A 20,109-nucleotide genomic window follows, 5' to 3' on the forward strand; every position below is an offset into this window, starting at 1 on the left:
GTGGCGGAGAAATCGCCCGCGAGAACGCGCACGCAACCTCACGTCCGACGGCACCGTCGGCCTGGCCTCAGTCGGCCATCGCCGCGCGCAGACTGCGCGGCCGCAGATCCGTCCAGTGCTCCTCGACGTAGGCCAGGCAGTCGGCCCGGCTCGACTCCCCGAACACGATGCGCCAGCCGGCGGGCACATCGGCGAACGTGGGCCACAGACTGTGCTGGCCCTCGTCGTTCACCAGCACGTAGAAGGTGCCGTTCTCGTCATCAAATGGGTTGGTGCTCATCACTTCTCCACTTCGTCCGGTCGGCGCTGGTCACGATGTCGGCACCGAGGATGCGGTCGGACAGCAGGCCGAGACAGCTGAGGTTGGGAAAGCCGGGCCCCTGGTTGAGGCCGGCCAGATTCGGCAGGAACAGTTTCGGGGTGACCCCGGCGACGGCGAGGTCGTGGCCGATCGACTGCTGCAGCAGATCAGCGGTGAGCGGGCCGCCCAGCGCGAGTTCGAGCAGATCTCGTGCGTCCTGTCCGAGCAGGTTCATGAACCAGGTCGAGTCGGCACCCTGACCGTCGATGACCAGGTCGAACCCGTGCACCGTCTCGATCCGTTCGCCGCCGGCCTGATCGGTGTGCAGGGTCAGCCGGATCCGCCCGTCCTTGGGCACCGCATGCGCGACCCGGCCGCGCAGATGCCGGATCCGGTCGTCGGCCAGCAGCGCCTCCTGCACCCGCGCCGAGAACACCCCGCGGTCGGTGCGGGTGATGGCGTCCTGACGTTCGGCCAATGTCAGACTCGTCCACCCGGTGGGATCGGAGAACAGGCTGTTCTCGAAGAATCCCTCACCCCGGGTGAACAGGGTGACCTGCGGGGAGATCACCGTGATCGTCGAAACCCGGTGCCGGAACAGTTCATTGAGCATCGAGGCGGCGGTCTCCCCACCCCCGATCATCGCCACCCGTTCGGCGACGATCAGTTCATGTGCGGCGGCGCGCCGCCAGAACTCGGCGATCGACATCACCCGCGGATCCCCCGGCAGCAGGGTCCGTTCGGCCTGCCCGGGCCCGGTGATCATCACCGCGTCGGCGGAGACGGTGGCGTCGGCGGAGACGGTGGTGTCGGCGGTGTGCAACTGCCATCCCGGTCCCCCGACCGAGATGCGTGTCACCTCCCCGTGGTGGACGTTCAGACCGATCCGGTCGGCGACCCACCGCAGGTAGGCCGCCCATTTGCGGTGGGTGGGCGCGGGCCGGCCCCGGTCCACCCATTCGGCGAACTGCGCGGTGTCGATCAGGTAGGCCTGCCAGCTGTGCCGGGTCATCCGCTCGTCGAGTTCGGCGTTGCGCCGCGGCACCAGCGTCGAGCGGTACGGGAATCCGACGTCCTTCTCCGGGCTGGTGCCCAGCCGGTGTTCGCCGTCGGTCCAGCCGCCGGCCGCGGTCCAGTTCGCCGCGATACCGGTGCGCTCGACGACCACGATCTCGGGGGTGTCCACGCCCATGTCGCGCAGCTCGGCGGCCTTGGCGGCCACGGCGATGGCCTTGGGTCCCGCCCCGAGCACGGCCAGGGTGCCGGTCATGGTGCCACCTCTTCCAGCGACTGTTGCCAAAGCGATTGGAGGACGGCGATATCCGCGGCCGACAGGATCTCGGGCAGAGTCCGCCACTGGGTGGCCAGCACCGGCCCGTCTTCACCGGGCAGGATGACCGCCATCACCGTCAGCTCATGGCGCACCGACAGATCGGGTTCGGGCAGCACCGACACGTCGGTCAGCAGACCGCGGTCGACCGGGAACGCACCGCCGGCCCCCACATCGGCGCGGCCCAGATAGTTCAGCAGCAGCTGCGGCTCGGGGTGGGCGGCCAACCGCTCGGCGGTGTCGGGCCGCAGGTACCGCAGCAGTCCGTAGTCGATCCCGTGCCCGGCCACCTCGGGCACCCCGCCGGCGTCCGGGTCGACCCGCAGCGGATAGATCGCGGTGAGCAGGCCGACGGTCTGGCTGGTGTCGGCGCCGTCGTCGACCACGGTGTCGGCGCGGCCGTGGGTCTCCAGCGCCAGCAGCGGCGTCGGTGTCGGCTGTCCGCGCCGCCGTCGCCACGCGGTGACGGTGCGCGCGGCCGCGGCGGCCAGCAGATCCGGGGTGCGTTCCGGCGCCGCCAACAGCCGCCCGGTCAGCGCCGCCTCGGTGATCGCCACGCTCACCGTCAGATCCGCGGCCCGGTCGAGGTCCGGTCGTATCCGCCGCGCCCCCAGCTGCGGATCGTCCCCGTCGAGTTGGCGGATCCAGAAGTCCACGGTGTCGAGATGCTGCGCCCGCTCGGTCAGCCGCGCCGACCACCGGCGGTAGCTGGTGTGTTCGGCGGTGGGCGCGGGTGTGCGGCCGGCGGACAGTGCGTGCCAACCGGCGTCGAGGTCCCCGAGCACCACCCGCCACGAGGCCGGGTCCATGGCGATGACGTGGGCGGTCCACACCAGCACCCCGGGCCCCTGCTCGGGACGAAGCCAGACCGCCGACCACAGCCGGCCGCCCTCCGGGTCGAGCGTCCGCACCGAGAGGTCGACCTGTTCGGCGACCGCCGCGGTCAGGTCGCCGCGCACCGTCACCTCCCGCAACCGGTCGCCGATGTCCCCATCATGCTGCGGGACGAGCGTCATCGTCGTGCGGTCCAGCCGGGTGCGGAGCACCTCGTGGCTCGCGACGACGGTGGTCAGCAACGTGCGCAGGTCCGCGCCGGTGATGCCGTCGGGCAACCGGATGGCCTCGGTCTGCGCCAACCGCCGCGGATCGCCGTGCTGATAGAGCCAGTGCACGGCCGGCAGCACCGGTATCGGTTCGCCCGCACCGGCATCCGCCGACTCGGTGTCCGGTGCGGCGTTCGCCTCCGCGTCGATCGCGGCGGCCAGTTCGCGGATCGAGCCGCATTCCAGCATCAACCGGGCCCGCAGCGCCAGACCCCGGCGGCGGGCGGCCTGCACCACCGACAGCGCCACGATGCTGTCGACCCCCAGCGACAGCAGCTCGGCGTCGACGTCGACCGGGGTGGGGCCGAGCAGGTCGACAACCGCCTCGACCAGCGCCTTTTCCGTCGGAGTCTCCGGTTCGGCCACCGGAGAGCCGGTGGCGTCGTCGTGTGCGGCCAGGGCGGCGTCGTCGATCTTGCCGTGCGGGGTGAGCGGGAGCTGGTCCAGCACGGTCACCCGGTGCGGCACCAGGTAGCGCGGCAGCCGCGCGACCAGCATCCGCCGCAGCTCGTCGACGTCGACCTCGGCGCCACCGGTGGCGACGTATCCGACCAGCCGCGGGCCGCTGCGGTGCCGACGGACGGCGACGTGCGCGGCCCGCACCGCCGGATGGGTCTGCAGTACCGCCGCGACCTCGCCGGGTTCGACCCGGAACCCGCGGATCTTGACCTGATCGTCACTGCGGCCGAGGTACTGCAGCGCACCGTCGGCGGTGCGGCGCACCACATCGCCGGTGCGGTACATCCGCCGGCCCGGATCAAACGGGTCGGGCACGAACCGGGTCGCGGTCTCCCCGGCGCGGCCGAGATACCCGCGGGTCAGCTGGGCGCCGGCCAGATACAGTTCGCCGGCCACCCCGTCGGGCACCGGGCGCAGCCAGGCGTCGAGCACATACGCGCGGGTGTGCCGGGTGGGCAGCCCGATCACGGGCTGTTCGTGGGCGGCGAACCGGCCGACGACGGCCTCGACCGTGGTCTCGGTCGGCCCGTAGCAGTTGTAGGCGGCCATCCCGGTGCGTTCGCATTCGTCGCGGATGAACCGCCAGGTGCCGATGCCGACCGCCTCACCGCCGAGCGCGAGTACGGCCAGCGGCACCCGGCCCAGCAGACCGAAGGCCCGGAGTTGTTCGAACATCGACGGCGTGATGTCGATCATGTCCACCCGGTGCCGGTCGATCGTGTCGACGAGCGCCTCGGCGTCGCGCTGCACGTCGTCACCGATGATGTGCACCGCATGCCCCTCGAACAGCGCGGCCAGCGGCTGCCACGCCGCGTCGAAGGTGAACGACCAGGCGTGCGCGATCCGCAGCGGGCGGCCCAGCCGGGCGGCGGCCGGCCGCAACACGTTTCGGGCGTGGTCGTCGGCGTACGCCAGCAGCGCGTCGTGGGTGCCGACCACCCCCTTGGGCACCCCGGTGGTCCCGGAGGTGAACACGGTGTAGGCCGCCTGTCCCGGATGCACCGGCGGGGGTGACCAGGCGGCGGAGGAGGCGCGCACCGCGTCCGACACCGCCTGGTCGACGACGATCGGCGCCGAGGTCTGCCGCAGGATCTCGGCGATGCGGTGCCCGGGCATCGACGGATCCAGCGGCACGATGACACCACCGGCCTTCAGGATCGCCAGCATGGCGATCACGTACTCGGGTCCACGCGGAAGCAACACGGCCACCGGCGTTTCCGCGCGCACCCCGCGGCCGGCCAGTGCGGCGGCCAGCCGGTCGGCCGCCGCGTCCAGCTCGGCGTAGGTCAGCGCACCGTCGGCCCAGCTGAGCGCCACGGCGTCCGGGGTGCGGCGGACGGCCGCGCTGATCGCCCCGTGCACGCCGCCCCGCGTGGACACCGCGGCACCGTCGGGCCGGTCGGATGCCGCGGCCGCGACGGCGGTGCGCTGTTCGTGGCGTTCCTCGTCGAGGAGGATGCTCACCTCGCGAAGCGGCCTGTCCCACATCGTGATCAACCGTTGCACGGTGGTGAGCAGGCGGCGGCCGAGTTGTTCGGGGCACACCGGGCCGAGCGCCCCCTGCAGGGTCTCGACCAGCACGGTCAGCTCGTCGCCGGCCAGGTGCGCGGCGATCGTGACCGGGAAGTGCGACAGGCTCTCCAGTGCGGCGGGGACGAAGGTGGCGCCGTTGGCCTCGAATCGGTGTTCGCCGACCAGCCCGCCCGGTGGGAAGTTCTCGTAGACCAGCAGCGAGTCGAACAGATCCCCGACACCGCCGAGGGTGCGCAGTTCGGTGTGGGTGAGGTAGCTGTGGTCGCGCAGCCGGGCGGCGGTCCGTTGCAGCGCACGGCATTGCGCGCCGACCGTCCCGGCGGGGTCGAGGCGGACCCGCAGCGGCACCGTGTTAATGAACAGCCCCACCATCGACTCGACACCGGCCAGCTCGTCCGGGCGGCCGGACACCGTCATCCCGAAGGTCACGTCCCGGCGGTCGGTGAACACCGACAGCAGTGCCGCCCAGCCCATCTGGACCAGGGTGTTGAGGGTGACCCCGCGGGTCCGGGCGTCGGCGACGAGCCGCCGGGTGGCGTCGGCGGGCAGCCTCACCTCGGTGCGGCTCGGCAGTCCGGGCGCCGGTTCGGCGTCCGACAGCGCCGGGGTCAGCAGGGTGGGGCCGTCGAGCCCGGCCAGGTGCTCGGACCACAGCGCCCGGCCGGCGTCCTGATCGCGGTTCGCCAGCCAGCCGATGTAGTCGCGGTACGGCCGCGGCGGGGTGCCCAGCGCCTGCGGTTCGCCGCCGGCCCGGTACAGGGTGAGCAGTTCGGAGACGAACAGCGGCAGCGACCAGCCGTCGATCACGATGTGGTGCGCCACGATCACCAGCCGCCAGCGCGGGCCGGGCACCTCGATGAGCAGGAACCGGATCACCGGCCCCCGCTCCAGGTCGAACGGGCGGCGCCGTTCCCGTTGCTCCAGTTCGGCGGCCTCGGCGGCGGACCGCACCCGGACGTGCCGCCACGGCAGGGTCACCCGGCTGGGCACGATCTGCACCGGATGCGGCAGGTCCCCGTGGACGAAGCTGACCCGCAGATTGGGGTGGCGGTCCAGCATCGCCGCCGCGCACCGTTCGAGCAGTGGCACGTCGAGCGATCCGGTCACGTCGGCGGCCATCGCGATGACGTAGGGGTCACCGTCGGCGTATTCGGACTCGCTGAGCACGGTCATCGAGTACAGACCCCGCTGCAGCGGGGTCAGCGCCATCACGTCCTCGATGGTCACCGCGCGGTCGGCATCGGTGCGGGTCACGGCGCGTCCTCACCGGCCGGGTTCCACGACGCCGTCAGCGCCGAGAGTTGTTCTGCGGACAGGCCCGACGTGCTCATCGGCGCGTGGCTGGCGGCGCCGTTCCCGGAATCCCCCGCGGCCGCACCCCGCTCGGCGCCGTCGGCACCACCCCCGCTCTCGGCGCCACCGGCTTCGGCGCCACCGGCTTCGGCGGTTTCTCGAGCTTCGACGGCTTCTCGAGCTTCGACGGCAGCCGCCAGTTCGTGCAGGGTGGGGTGTTCGAACACCATCCGGGCGGTCAGCTTGAGCCCGGTGTCGCGGGCCCGGGCGGCCAGTTGCACCGCCAGGATGCTGTCCCCGCCGAGGCTGAAGAAGTCGTCGTCGCGTCCGGTCACCTCGGTGTCGAGCACCTCGGCGAGCAGCGTCGCCAGCGCCCGTTCGGTGTCGGTGGCCGGCGGCCCGCCCGGTCGCTGCCCGCTGTCCGGCCGCACGGCGGGGATGGTGGGCGGCTGTGCGTCGACGAACTCCAGCACACCGTCCGCGATCCACCGGGCCCGGTCACCGGTGCGGTACAGCCGGGCGCCGGGACGGTTGCCGACCGGGTCGGCGACCAGCCGGGTGGCGGTGACGCCGGCCCGGGTCCAGTGCGCGGCGGCCAGCGCGGGTCCGGCGGTGTAGACGTCGCCCACCACCCCGACCGGCACCGGCTGCAGGGTCTCGTCGAGCACGTAGACGGTGCCGCCGCCCCACTCCTCGAGGATGCGCCGACGCTCACCGGGGGCGCCGATCTCGAGTTCGCGCAGCGTGATGTCGGGACGTTCGGCGAATGCGGTGACGACCCGGCCCAGCCAGTCGGCGAACCGCTGCGCGGTGTCGCGGCTGTACAGCTCGGGCCGGTAGATGACATGGCCGCGGTATCCGCCGCCGTCCTCGGCGGCGAAGAAGTTCAGCGACAGATCGGCGTGCGCGGCGTCGAACGGTGGTTCCAGCACGGTGACGGTGGTGTCGCCATCCGGACCGTGGTCGATCACCCGGTTCTCCGGAAGCTGTTCGCGCACATGCACCACCACGCTGAACAGAGGGTTGCGGGCCAGCGTGCGCACCGGGCTGACCGCGTCGACGACCTGGTCGAACGGCAGGTCCTGGTGGGCGTAGGCGGCCAGCGCCATCTCCCGGGCGCGCCGGCACACCTCCCGCAGGCTGGGGTTGCCGCTCAGGTCGTTGCGCAGCACCAGGATGTTGATGAAGAAGCCGACCAGCTGGTCGAGTTCGGGTTCGGACCGGCCCGCCACCGGGGTGCCAAGCGGGATGTCGGATCCGGAACCGGCCTTGTGCAGCACCACCGCCACCGCGGCCTGCAACGCCATGAACTCGGTGATGCCGAGATCGCGGCACAGCCCGGCGAGCTTCTCCCGGACCGCGGCGTCGATGGTGAACTCGACCGCCTCGGCGAGCCCGCTGGGCACCGGCGGGCGCGGGAAGTCCGGCCGCAGCCCGGTCTCCTCGGGCAGGCCGGCCAGCTGACGGGTCCAGTACTCGCGCTGCGGTCCTGCGATGCCGGTCTCCTCGGCGAGCAGTTCGGATTCCCAGGCGCCGAAGTCGGCGTACTGCACCGGCAGCGGCGCCCAGGCCGGCTCCTGACCTGCCGTCCGCGCCCGGTAGGCGGTCAGCAGGTCGGTGAACAGCACGGTCGCCGACCAGTGGTCCCCGGCGATGTGGTGCATCACCAGCGACAGCACGTGCACGTCGCCCGCCGGCGAGTCGGGCGAGCCGGCATCCGGCCGCAGCGACAGGATCGCCGGCCGGATCGGCCGCTCGTTCTCCAGGTCGAACACATGGCGGCGTTCGGCGTCCAGTTCGGCGCGCAGCCACTGTTCGCCCTGTCCGTCCGCCCGCCGCACCGGCACCGGCTCCGTCGGCAGCACGATCTGATAGGGCACACCGTCGATCTCGCGGTACACGGTGCGCAGGATCTCGTGCCGCGCGATCACATCGCCGATCGCGGCCTCCAGCGCGTCGACGTCGACCGGGCCGTGCAGCCGCGCCGCGAACGGGATGTTGTTGACGACGCTGGGGCCGTCCACACGGTAGGCGAACCAGGACCGGAGCTGCGACGAGGACAGCGGCGCCGGGCCGTCGAAATGCTGTGGGGTCAGCCGGGGGCGCAACGGTCCGCCGCTGCCCGAACGCAACTCGTCGATGCGTCCGGCCAGCCGGGCCACCGTGCCCAGTTCGAAGACGTCCTGCACCCCGATGTCCACCCCGAAGGCAGACCGCACGGCCGCGACGAGCTTCGTCGCCAGCAGGGAGTGCCCGCCGAGGTCGAAGAACGAGTCGTCGGCGCCGATGCGCTCGGAGCGGCCGAGCAGGTCACCGAACAGCCGGGCGACCTCGCGTTCGGTGTCGGTGGCCGGCTCCCGGTACTCGATCATCGAGGCGATCTGCGGTTCGGGCAGCGCCGCCCGGTCGATCTTGCCGTGGGTGGTGATCGGGATCTCGTCGAGCACCACGTAGGCGGCCGGCACCATGTACTCCGGCAGCGCGGCGGCGACCCGCGCGCGGATGCGTTCCACCGCAACCGAATCGGTGGACTCGCCGCTCACCGGGGTGAGATATCCGACCAGGCTCCGGCCGACGTTGGGCAGATCGGTGGCCACCACCACCGCCTGACCGACGCTGGGATCCACCGAGATCGCCGCCGCGACGTCGCCGAGTTCGATCCGGAATCCGCGGATCTTCACCTGCTCGTCGGCGCGGCCGACGAATTCGATGTCGCCGTCGGCGTTGCGCCGGGCCAGGTCGCCGGACCGGTACAGCCGCCCGCCGGGGTTGAACGGGTCGGCGACGAAACGCTCCGCGGTCAGGCCGGGCCGCCGGTGGTAGCCGTGCGCGACATGGGTTCCGCCGATGTAGATCTCACCGATGACGCCGACGGGCACCGGCTGCAGCGCGTTGTCGAGTAGGTGCAGCTGGGTGTTGATCTTCGGCCGGCCGATCGGCACGATCCGGGTGCCCTGCTTGCCTTCCACCTTGTAGCGGCTGGCGTTGATGACGGTCTCGGTCGGGCCGTAGAAGTTGTGCAACAGGGCGTCGAAGGTGGCGTGGAACTTGTCGGCCACCTCACCCGGCAACGGTTCGCCGCCGATGGGCACCCGCTGCAGGGTCCGCCACTGGTTCACCCCGGGCAGCGACAGGAACAGGCCCAGCAGCGACGGCACGAAGTGCATGGCGGTGATGCCTTCGTCCTGCAGCAGGGCGGTGAGGTAGCCGATGTCGTTGAGCCCGCCGGGCCGGTGGATGACCAGCCGGGCGCCGCAGGCCAGGGTGCCGAAGATCTCGGCGATCGACACGTCGAAGCTCGGGGAGGCCACCTGCAGCAGCCGGTCGTTCGCGTCGACCTGATAGTCGCCCTTGAACCAGACGAAGTACTCCGCGACCGGCCGGTGCGGCACCGGAACCCCCTTGGGCAGACCGGTGGTGCCCGAGGTGTAGATGAGGTACGCGGTGTTGCCGGGCAGCAGCCGACGCACCCGGTCGGTGTCGGTCGGATCGGTGGTCGGCTGCCCGTCGAGGTCCGAGACGGGTTCGCGCAGCACCAGTCTGGCGTCGCAGTCGCCCAGGATGAACGACAACCGGTCGTCGGGGTAGGTGGGATCGATCGGCAGGTACACCGCGCCGGCCTTCAGCACACCCAGCGCGGTGATGACGAGCTCGGGTGACTTGTCGAGCAGTACCGCGACCCGGTCCTCGGTGCCGATGCCCTGGCCGATCAGCCAGTGGGCCACCCGGTTGGCGGCCTCGTTGAGTTCCCGGTACGAGTAGTGCCGGCCCTCGTAGACGACGGCGACGGCGTCCGGGGTCTGCCGGACCTGGGATTCGATGAGGTCCGGCAGGGTGCGGGCCGGGGTGTCGAACCGGTCACCGCGGGAGACGTCGCGCAGCCAGGCGAGGTCGGCGTCGTCCATCAGCCGCAGGCGGGACAGCGGGGTGTCCGGGCGGCGCAGCGCATCCTCGAGCAGCACCACGAAGTGCCTGAGCAGTTGGCGGCCCAGCGCGGGTTCGATGACCTCCACCAGGTGTTCGATCTCGACGGTCGCGCCCGGGTCGGCGGGGTCGGGGTCGAATTCGATCATCACGCCCAGCGGCAGCTGGGTCAGGTGGCTGCGCAGTTCGGCGCGTTCACACCGCACCCCGGGCGGGGTGAAGCCGAAGCGGTCGGGCCCGCGGAATCCGAAGCTGACCCGGGTCATCCGCTCGGTGCCGTGGCGCCGGTCGGGGTTGAGTTCACGGACCACCCGGTCCAGGTTGATGCCCTGGTGGGCGAATGCACCCAGGGCGGTGTCGCGGGACTGGGCCAGCATGTCACGGAACGACATCGCGGCGTTCGGGCGCAGCCGCATCGCCACCGTGTTGCCGTAGTAGCCGATCCGCTGTTCGGCGCCGCTGTCGCGGTTGAGCACCGGGGTGGCGACCAGGAAGTCGTCGGCGTGGGTGTAGCGGAAGATCAATGTGCCGAACACGGCCAGCAGCACCGCGTACGGAGTGCAACCGGTCTCCTGGGCGAGCTCCACCACCCGGCGGGCGGTGTCGGCGCCCAGCGTGACACTGTCGCGGGCCGAACGCCAGCCGCTCGGCACCGCGGACCCGTGGGGACCCGGAAGTTCCAGCGGCTCCGGCGGATCGGCGAGCACCTCCCGCCAGTAGGCCAGGTCGGCGTCGGGGTCGCGCGGGCCGGGCGGCAGCTGGGGTGCCAGCTCCTCCCCCAGGTCCACGCCGGTGTAGGCGCGGGTCAGATCGTCGAAGAACACCTCCCACGACCCGTCGTCCCAGGCGATGTGATGCGCGACCAGCAGCATGATGTGCTCGTCGGCGCCGGTGCGGATCATGGTGATCCGCAACGGGGAATCGACGCTCAGGTCGAACGGCGCGGTGAATTCGCGTTGGGCCAGCACCTCGAGCCGCAACCGCCGGGCCTGCTCGGATTGATCGGCGAGGTCGGTCAGATCGTGTTCGGTCCAGCCCGGGCGGAGCTCGGCGTGCACGGTGGGCCGTGGCTCGCCGTTCTCGTCGGCGGCGTAGGTGGTGCGCAGCACGGGGTGGCGGCGCGCCACGGCGTCCAGCGCACCGCGCAGCGCGGCCAGGTCGACCGGACCCGAGATGCGGTACGACAGGCAGATGTTGAGCAACGCGCCGGACGGGTCGGCCTGGTGGACGAACCACATCCGCAGCTGACCGTCGGACAGCCGGTCCTCGCTGGCCGCCCCGGTGGTCTGCTGCGCCGACAGTCCGCGCTCACTGAGGCGGCGGCGCAACAGTGCCAGGCGGGCCTCGTCGTCGGCGCCGGCGGGCCGGGTTTCGGTGGTGTCAGTCACTGAGGAGAGTTCACTTTCTTGGGCGGTTTTCTGGGCGCTTCGCGGATCGTCGGCCGGATCGCCGCGTCGAGTTCGTCGACCAGTTCGGTGCCGGTGATGCCGCTGAGCAGGCTGGCGAGCGGCACGGTCCGACCGACGACCTTCCGGAATCGTTTTCGCAGGTCGACCGCCAACAGGGAGTCGACGCCGAGGTCGAACAGCGAGGCCTCGAGGTCGATGGTGTCGGGGTCGGGGATGCCGAGCACGGCGGCCAGTTCGCCGCGCACGGCGGCGTCGGTGTCCACCGCGGGCCCGGTGCCACCGGTCGGCGCCGACGCGGTGGTGTCCGGCTGCGCAACCGAATCGGGTTCCCCGAGGAACAGCCGCAGCCGGTCCGGGTCGGCGGCGAACACCAACGGGTCGTGGGTGTGGGCGAGCAGGCTCGCCTCGACCGCCTCGGCCGGCGCCATCGGCAGCAGCCCGGACCGTCGGATGCGGGCGGCCTCGTCGGCGTCCACGATCCCGCGACCGGTCTCGGGACCGGACTGCCACAATCCCCACCGGATCGCCACCGCGTCGCGGCCCTCGGCGCGCAGCCGGTGGGCCGCCACATCGAGCATCCGGTTGGCCGCGGCGTACACGGTGTGTCCCTGCCCGCCCCACCGGCCGGACACCGACGAGCACAGCAGCAGCCGGGCGTCCGGCCGCAGCGGCCAGTCCCGGACCAGCCGGGACAGCCCGATCAGCTTGGCGGCCAGTGTGTTCGCGGTGGCCTGCGGGTCGATCCGGTCACCGGTGTCGAACGTCGCCGCGCCGGCGGCGTGGATCAGCAGCGACGCCCCGGCGCCGCCGTACCGTCCGGCCGCGGCCGCCACCGCATCCGGGTCGGTGAGGTCACAGGACACCGACAGCACCTCGGCGCCGGTCGGGGCGGCGAGCGCGGCGAGCTCCGCGGGGTCCACCGGGCGGCGGCTGAGCAGCACGATCCGCTTCGCCCCGCGGCGGGCGAGTTGGCGGGCGTAGTGCAGACCGATCGCTCCGGCGCCGCCGGTGATCACCACCTCGTCGAGCAGGCCGGGACGGTCCAGCGGCGGCGGGGCGGGCACGTCGCGCAGGCCGCGCCGGTACAGCACCGCGCCGGCGCCGGTGGTGCGGATCGCCAGTCCTCCCCCACCGGTCGCAGACAGCACGGCGTCCATCAGCAGGGCCGCGACGGCCGGGTCGGTGTCCCGAGCGGTGTCCGACCCGACGCCCTGCTCGAGATCGAGGTGGTGGAACGGGATCTGCGGATTCTCCAGGCCCAGGCTGCGGTGCATCGCGGCCACCGCGGCGGGCACCGGAGCCACCGGATCGTCAGGGTGGACCTGCTCGGCGCCGACGGTGACGAGCCACACGTCCCGGCAGTGCGGGCCCGGCGCGGCCGGATAACGCAGCCCGCCGGCCCTGACCAGCTCGGTGATCGCCGCGACGCCGGCCTCCGGGGCGGCAGTGTCGGACTCCGGCGCGGCGACCACGGCGACCTCCGCGGCCTCGGGCCCCACCAGGACCACGTCCGGACGGTTCCCGAGCAGCTCACGCAGCCATCCGCCGAGCCGGCCGGTGTCGCCGAGTTCCAGCAGGGCGACCGGTACCGGCGTCGCCGCGGACGCCGGACCGGGCTGTGCCGCAACGGGTTCCCACACCTCCGCGGCAATCCTCAGGCCGGGCGCCTCCTCCCCCCGTACACCTCCGGCGCGACCGATGCGGCGGGGCGCGGCGGTCGCCCACATCGGGATGGCCCGCATCGGCGCGTTGGGGAAGCCGGTCAGGCGGTCCGGACCGGCCGGCGTCACCGCGCGCCAGTCGTAGCCCGGATCGGACACCGCGGCCGCGGCGAGGTTGGCGGTGAACGTCTCGGCGATCGGTTCATCGCGCCGGGTCGAACCGAGCAGCGTCGCGGGGGTGTCGCCGAGCAGTTCGGACATCGCGAACAGCAGCGACGGGTGGGCCGACAGTTCGACGAAGGTGCGGGCGCCGCAGCGCAGCGCGGTCTGGAAGGCACGGTCGAACCGCACCAGGTGGCGCAGGTTGCCGTACCAGTAGGGGCCGAACCCGGTGCCGGCCGGCACCACGTCACCGGTGGCGGCGCCGATGAACTGCACCGGGCTGTCGGCGAACTCGGCCTGCGGCAGGTTGCGCAGCAGGTCGTCGCGCAGCGGTTCCAGGATGCTGGTGTGCACCGGGAACCCGACGGTGATCTCCCGGGCGAACCGGCCCTGCTCGCGGACCCGGGCCACCGCGGCGGACACCGCGTCGCGGTCCCCCGAGACCGCCACCGACGACGGTGCGTTGACCACCGACAGTTCCAGCCAGCCGGGGGTGGATGCGATGACGTCCCGGGCGGCGTCGGCGTCGACGCCGAGCACGGCGACGGCGTATCGGCCGGGTAACCGGTCCACCACCCCGGCGCGGGCGATGACCACCGACACCGCGTCGGCCAGCGTGATCGCGCCGGCGATGTAGGCCGCACCCACCTCGCCCAGGCTGTGTCCCACGGTGATGTCGGGTAGCACACCGTGATGCCGCCACATCCGGGCCAGCGCGACCGCATGGGTGAACTGCGCGCCTTCGACCTCGGTCTCGCAGAACGACTCCGGGTCGTCGGGAGTGGTCAGATACCGCAGCGGAGCGGGCGCCCCGGCCGCGGTGAACGCCGCCGCACAGGCGTCCACCCCGGCTCGGTATTCGGCGAACTGCCGGTAGGCGGCGGCACCCATTCCGGGCCACTGGCTGCCCTGCCCGGGGAACACGAACGCGAGGCGGGGCGCGGTGCTGTGGTCGCTGCGGGCGACCAGTCGGTGTTCGGCGCCGTCCGCGACCGCACGCAGGCCGTCGGCGAGTTCGGTTCGGTCCGCGGCCCGGATCACCGCCCGGTGCCGCCGGACCCGGCGGGTGGCCGCGAGCCGGCCGGCCACGGCGTCCACCGCGGCGGCCGGTTCCCGGTCCAGATAGTCCAGCAGGGCGCGGGCGTCGGCGCGCAGCAGATCCTCGGCGTGGGCGCTCAGCAGCACCGGGATGCGCCCGTCGGGCCAGCTGTTCGCCCGGGTGATCGGCGTCATGACGGCTCACCCCGTTCCGGTATCGACACCACCACATGGGTGTTGGTGCCGCTCATCCCGAACGCGGACACCGCGCCGATTCGCTCGCCGTCGCGGGCCGGCCACGGCGTCAGCTTGTCCGCCAACCGCAACCCGCAACTGTCCCAGTCGATCTCGCGGCTCGGTTCGTCGGCGTGCAAGGTCGGGGGGATGGTGGCGCGCTGCGCCGCCACCAGCACCTTGGCCAGCCCGAGCGCACCGGCTGCGGACTGGCTGTGGCCGATGTTGGATTTGACCGAGCCGAGCAGCGGACCCCGGCCGGGGGGCGCGGCGCCGTAGGTGGCGGCCAGCGATCGCAGTTCGGTCCGGTCGCCGAGCCGGGTGCCGGTGCCGTGGCCCTCGATCATGCCGACGTCGCCGGGTGCGACCCGGGCCTGTCGCATCGCCCGGGTGAACAACTTCGCCTGGGCCTGCTCGCTCGGGGCGGTCAGGCCGACGGTGCGGCCGTCGGAGTTCAGGCAGCTGGCCCGCACCTCGGCCAGCACCGTCCGGCCGTCGCGCCGCGCACCGGATCTGTGTTGCAGCACGAACATTCCGGCGCCTTCGGACCACACCGTGCCGCTTGCGTGGGCGCTGTAGGCGCGGCAGTGCCCGTCGTCGGACAGTGCGTGCTGTTTGGCGAACTCGACGAAGTACCCGGGTGAGCCCATCACGCACACCCCGCCGGTCAACGCCATGTCGCAGTCGCCGGACCGCAGCGCCCCCACCGCCAGGTGGAAGGCCGACAGCGCCGACGAGCAGGAGGTGTCGACGGTGACCGCGGGACCGGCCAGGTCGAGCAGGTAGGCGATCCGCCCGGAGATGACCCCCAGCGACGTGCCGGTGATCAGATGTCCGGCGTGTTCGGAGAATTCGTCGAGCCTGGGCCCGTATTCCAGCGCGGAGGCGCCGATGTAGCAGCCGACGTCGTGGCCGGCGAGGTCGTCGGGGTTGATCCCGCTGTTCTCCAGGGCCCGCCAGGCCAGCCGCAGCGCCACCCGCTGCTGCGGATCCATCGCGACCGCCTCGCGCGGCGAGATCCCGAAGAACTCCGGGTCGAAATCCGCTGCGCTGGCGAGGAATCCACCGAGGTCGTGGATCGGTTTGAACCCCTCGGCGCGGGTGCGGGCGAACAGTTCGTCCAGTGCCCAGCCGCGGTCGGTCGGGAACGGGCTCAGCGCTTCGCGCTGTTCGGACAGCAGCGTCCAGTAGTCCTCGGGGGTTTCGATGCCGCCCGGCGCCTCCACCGCCATACCGACGATCACCACCGGGTCGTCGGCGGTTCCGGTCTGCCGGGGGTCCGTCATCGTCCGCTCACCAGCGCTGCGACGTCGGTCAGATGATCGTTGAGGTAGAAGTGGCCGCCGTCGAAGGTCGACAGGGTGAACCGGCCGGAGGTGTGCGACGCCCAGCGGTCCGACCATTCGCGGCTGATGCGGTGGTCGCGGTCGCCGCGCAGGGCGTGGATGTCGGCGCGGATCCGTTCGTCCGGACCGCACCGGTATCCGCTCAACGCCCGGTAGTCGGCCCGCACCGCCATCACGAGGAGTTCGACGAAATCCTCGTCATCGAGCAGGCGCGGATCGGTGCCGCCCAGATCGACCATGTCGGCGAGCACATCGGCGTCGGTGGTGGGCAACGGCGGCCCCTCGCCGACCGTCGAAGGCGCCTGCCCGGCCGACGCCCACAGGGTGCCCACCGGAACCGCGTGCCGTTCGGCGACCCGGGCGAATTCGAACGCCACCACCGCGCCCATGCAGTGGCCGAACAGATCCAGCGGGCCCACCGAGCCCCACGGCCCGGCCTCGAACAGCTGCGCCGCGAGGTCGCTGATGCTGTCGGCTGCGGGGTGCCGCAGCCGCTCCGCGCGCTGCGGATACTGCACGATGTAGGTGTCGGTTCCGTTGTCGGACAGCGCCTTGGCCAGCGTGCGGTAGGCCGCGGCGGCGCCGCCGGCGTGCGGGAACAGCACGGCCGCCCGGCCGGTGCGTTCGCCGCCGGCCGGGAACCGCTTGATCCACGGTGCGAAGTCCTGTCGTAAAACCGTCATGACGCCTTTGCGGAGGTGGACTCCAGTTCGGACGCGACGTCGGCGGCGGTCATCTCCATTACTTCGAGGTAGACCCGGGCGACCTCGTCGAGGCGCTCGCGGCCCGATTCGGCGTCGATGAGCCGGCGGGCCAGTGATCCGACGTCACGGGCGGCGAAGATGTCGGTGACCATGACGCCCGGGGAGTCGAGCCAGTCCCGGATCCGCGCCACGGTCTGGGTCGCCAGCACCGAATCACCGCCCAGTTCGAAGAAGTCGTCGTCCAGGCCGACGCGGTCCCGGCCCAGCACCTTGGCGACGATGTGGGCCAGCGCCCGCTCCAACGGGGTCGACGGCGCCCGGTACGACGGCGCCCGGTTGTCGGCCTTCTCGGCCAGGCTGTCGGCCAGCAGGGCCGACACCGCGCGCCGGTCGATCTTGCCGCCGACGGTGAACGGGATCTGTTCGACGGTCAGCAGATGGCTCGGAACCATGTGCGGCGGAACGAGTTCCCCCATCCGGGCGGTCAGCTCCTCGACGGTGAGCTGCGGGTCGGTGACACGCACGATCGCGGCCAGCTGCTCGCCGCGGCCGTCGCCGGGAGCGGGCAGGACCGCGGCGACCGCGCCGTCCACCCCGGCGACGCGACGCAGCGCCGCCTCCACCTCGCCGAGCTCGATGCGGTAGCCGCTGACCTTGACCCGGTGGTCGGCGCGGCCGACGAAGTCGATCTGCCCGTCGGGCAGGTAGCGCACCAGGTCGCCGGTGCGGTACCAGATGCGGCCGTCGTGTTCGACGAAGCGTTCGGCGGTGAGATCGTCGCGTCCCCGGTAGCCGCGGGCGATGCCGCGGCCCGACACCCACAGTTCGCCGGGCACCCAGTCCGGGCAGTCCGATCCGTCGGCGGCCACCACCCGGCAGGCGTTGTTGGGCAGCGGGCGGCCGAACGGCACCGCGGTCCAGGTGTCCGGCAGCGGGTCGGGCGGTTCGCAGATGGTGTTGTGGATGGCGGTCTCGGTGGCGCCGCCGAGTCCGGCGAACCGCACGTCCGGGGCGGCGCGGCGCAGCGCGCGGACCATCTCGGCGCGCACCCAGTCGCCGCCGGTGGGCACCACCCGCACGGTGGACAGCGAGTCGGTCACCGACAGCAGCATCTCGAGCCAGCCGGGCATCCAGTGCAGGACGGTGACCCGGTGCTCGGCGATCATCCGCGCCCAGGCGTCCGGGTTGCGGCGGTCGGCCTCATCGACCACGACCAGGGCGGCGCCGGCCCGCAGCATGCCGAAGATGTCGAGCACCGACAGGTCGCCCTCCAGGGTGGACAGCGCCAGGCAGCGGTCGTCCGGGCCGATCCCGAAGTGGGCGTTGATGAACTCGACGGTGTTCATCGCCGCGTCATGGCTCACCTCGACCCCCTTCGGCTCGCCGGTGGAGCCGGAGGTGAACAGCACGTAGGCGATCTGCTGCGGGTCGATCGCCGCCGGGGTGACCCCGGTCTCGTGGGACCCGACGCGCAGCGCCTCCGCCACGGTCAGGGCGGGCAGATCGGCCGGCAGGTCACCGCCGGCGCAGACCAGCGCCATCCGCGCCCGGGCGTTGCGCAGGATGCCCGCGGCCCGGTCAGCCGGCTGATCGGCGCCGACCGGAACGTAGGCCGCCCCGGCGGCGTGGATGCCCAGCAGCGCGATGACCTGGTCGACGCCCTTGGGGCCGACCACCGAGACGGTGTCGCCCGGTTTGATGCCGGCGACCCGTAGTGCGCCGGCGACCGCCAGGACCTGTTCACGCAGTTGTGCGTAGGTCAGTTGACCCGCCGAGCTGATGACCGCGACGGCGTCGGGGGCGGCCTGGGCACGGCGGAAGAAGCCGTCGTGCAGCGCCTCCCCGCTCGGTCCCGCGGTGACGGAGTTGAGCCCGGCGCGCACGGCGAGTTGTTCAGCCGGTACCGCCGGCGGGTCGGGGGCGTCCCACGCCGCGTCGTCGGCGGCCAGCCGTTCGAGTTCGGCCAGCTGGTAGGCGAACATCGCGTCGACGACGCCGGGGCGGAACGCGTCCTCCCGGACGTCCCAGTTGACCAGCAGCCCGCCGTCGAACGGGGTGACCTGCGCGTCCACCAGCACCTGGGGCCCCTGGGAGATGTGCCAGACCGGGGTGCCGAACTGTTCGGTGACATCCCCGGCGAACAGGTCGCCCAGGCCCAGGGCGCTGGTGAACACGAACGGGGCCAGCTGCGGTTTGCCGTGCAGGCGGCTCAGATCGCGCAGCACCGACAGCCCCGAGTAGGTGGCGTGCGCGGCGGAGGTGTGCAGCGCCGCCTGCATCACCCGGGCCCGCTCGGCGGGGGTGTGCGCGGCGGTGAAGTCCACGTCGAGCATCAGCGACGACGAGAAGTCACCGACGAGCTTGTCGACGTCGGGATGGAACGGCTCCCGGCCGAACATCGGCAGGTTCAGCAGGAAGTGCCGGTTGGTCGACCAGCGGGCCAGGGTCCCGGCGTAGGAGGCGGCGAACGCCATCGCCGGAGTGATGCCGCGATTGCGGGCGGCGGCGAACAGCCGGTCGCGCATCTCGCCGTCGAGGTAACGCCAGCGGCGGGTGCCCCGGCGCGGGTCGCGCTGTTCGGGGCGGGGCACCAGCGGCAGCGCCGGCGCCTCGGGCAGGTGTGGGAGCCGGTCGGTCCACCACCGCCGGTCCGCCTCGGCGTCGGCCGGCTCGGTGGCGGTCAGCGCGGCCCGGTACTCGCGGTAGGTGTAGCCCAGTTCCGGCAGCTCGACGCCCTTGTAGAACCTGGCCAGGTCGGCCATGAAGTTGCGGTAACTGACGGCGTCGGCGGCCTGCATGTCCAGGTCGACGTGCAGCCGGGTGCGCCCGCCGGGCAGCAGGGTGAGCGCCAGTTCGAGGACCTCGCCGTGCAGCATCTGATGCGATTTGGCCTGCCGGATCTCCTCGAGCTGCTGTTCGGCGGCGGCCTCGTCGAGGTGCCGCAGGTCGGTCACCTTGACCGGTAGGGTCCGGTCGCTGATCCGCTGCGTACCGTCGCCCAGGATCTCGACGCGCAGCATCGGGTGGCGTCGGGCCAGTTTGGCGGCCGCGGCGCCGAGCCGCTCCGGGTCGACACCGACCCCGTCGAATTCCACGTACAGGTGGGCGGCGACCCCGCCGAGTTCGGTGAGCTCGTCACGGCCCACCCACAACGCGTGCTGGATGGGGGCCAGCGGGAACGGCGCGTTCGGGTCGTCCGCTGACGCTTGTCCGGCGTTCTCGCGATCCGGGTCTCCGGCGCCGGGGTCGCCTGCCGTGGGCTCCCCTGAACCGGGGGCGCCGGTGTGTTCGGCGACGAGCCGGGTCCAGGCCGCGACGGTCGGTTCGGCCGCCAACGCCGCGAATCCGACGTCGATGCCCTGGCGGCGCCAGCGACCCGACAGCGTCATCATGCGAATCGAATCCAGGCCTGAGGCAATGAGATCAGCGTGTGGATCGAGGGACTCGGGGGAAACGCCGAGCAGTTCGGCGACCTCGGCACGGACGGTCAGCGCAGTGGTCGCTGCAGCACCCACAATGCTCCTCTGATTAACGAAGCCTCACCTAACTTCGCAGAGGCTACCCTATTCTCGTCTCACCGGACACACCTATCCCAGAGGGGCTGACACAGGC

At 72.3% G+C, this 20,109-nt stretch carries 8 protein-coding genes; all 8 read right to left on the reverse strand.

Annotated features, from left to right (window positions below; all coding sequences use genetic code 11):
- Positions 1-67: 67 nt before the first annotated feature.
- From CKW28_RS13915 to CKW28_RS13950, 8 genes are read right to left on the reverse strand one after another with little or no spacing between them, the layout of a single operon-like run.
- Positions 68-280, reverse strand: a complete 213-nt coding sequence (locus CKW28_RS13915; RefSeq protein ID WP_003926858.1) for an MbtH family protein — start codon at positions 278-280, stop codon at positions 68-70.
- Positions 261-1,571: an NADPH-dependent L-lysine N(6)-monooxygenase MbtG gene (mbtG, locus tag CKW28_RS13920; protein WP_003926859.1), complete on the reverse strand. Its 1,311-nt coding sequence runs from the start codon at positions 1,569-1,571 to the stop codon at positions 261-263. The genes CKW28_RS13915 and mbtG overlap by 20 nt, the downstream gene beginning before the upstream one ends.
- On the reverse strand, positions 1,568-5,980 hold the full coding sequence (locus tag CKW28_RS13925; RefSeq protein ID WP_003926860.1) for a non-ribosomal peptide synthetase: 4,413 nt from the start codon (positions 5,978-5,980) through the stop codon (positions 1,568-1,570). The genes mbtG and CKW28_RS13925 overlap by 4 nt, the downstream gene beginning before the upstream one ends.
- The gene (locus tag CKW28_RS13930) at positions 5,977-11,331 is read right to left on the reverse strand and encodes a non-ribosomal peptide synthetase (protein WP_003926861.1); all 5,355 of its coding nucleotides are present in this window, start codon (positions 11,329-11,331) and stop codon (positions 5,977-5,979) included. The genes CKW28_RS13925 and CKW28_RS13930 overlap by 4 nt, the downstream gene beginning before the upstream one ends.
- On the reverse strand, positions 11,328-14,408 hold the full coding sequence (mbtD, locus tag CKW28_RS13935) for a mycobactin polyketide synthase MbtD (RefSeq protein ID WP_003926862.1): 3,081 nt from the start codon (positions 14,406-14,408) through the stop codon (positions 11,328-11,330). Before mbtD ends, CKW28_RS13930 begins: the two co-directional genes overlap by 4 nt.
- Complete coding sequence (locus CKW28_RS13940; protein ID WP_003926863.1) at positions 14,405-15,733, reverse strand: beta-ketoacyl [acyl carrier protein] synthase domain-containing protein; 1,329 nt, start codon at positions 15,731-15,733, stop codon at positions 14,405-14,407. The genes mbtD and CKW28_RS13940 overlap by 4 nt, the downstream gene beginning before the upstream one ends.
- The gene (locus tag CKW28_RS13945) at positions 15,730-16,476 is read right to left on the reverse strand and encodes a thioesterase II family protein (RefSeq protein ID WP_003926864.1); all 747 of its coding nucleotides are present in this window, start codon (positions 16,474-16,476) and stop codon (positions 15,730-15,732) included. Before CKW28_RS13945 ends, CKW28_RS13940 begins: the two co-directional genes overlap by 4 nt.
- A complete protein-coding gene (locus CKW28_RS13950; RefSeq protein WP_040547330.1) occupies positions 16,473-20,012 on the reverse strand; it encodes a non-ribosomal peptide synthetase in 3,540 nt (1,179 codons plus the stop codon). Before CKW28_RS13950 ends, CKW28_RS13945 begins: the two co-directional genes overlap by 4 nt.
- Positions 20,013-20,109: the final 97 nt, after the last annotated feature.

It is taken from the genome of Mycolicibacterium thermoresistibile, assembly GCF_900187065.1.
Lineage (GTDB): Bacteria > Actinomycetota > Actinomycetes > Mycobacteriales > Mycobacteriaceae > Mycobacterium > Mycobacterium thermoresistibile.

Coding starts and splice junctions, on each gene's coding strand:
- CKW28_RS13915 (WP_003926858.1), bottom strand. CDS start 280: ATGAGCACCAACCCATTTGATGACGAGAACGGCACCTTCTACGTGCTG.
- mbtG (WP_003926859.1), bottom strand. CDS start 1,571: ATGACCGGCACCCTGGCCGTGCTCGGGGCGGGACCCAAGGCCATCGCC.
- mbtD (WP_003926862.1), bottom strand. CDS start 14,408: ATGACGCCGATCACCCGGGCGAACAGCTGGCCCGACGGGCGCATCCCG.
- CKW28_RS13940 (WP_003926863.1), bottom strand. CDS start 15,733: ATGACGGACCCCCGGCAGACCGGAACCGCCGACGACCCGGTGGTGATC.
- CKW28_RS13945 (WP_003926864.1), bottom strand. CDS start 16,476: ATGACGGTTTTACGACAGGACTTCGCACCGTGGATCAAGCGGTTCCCG.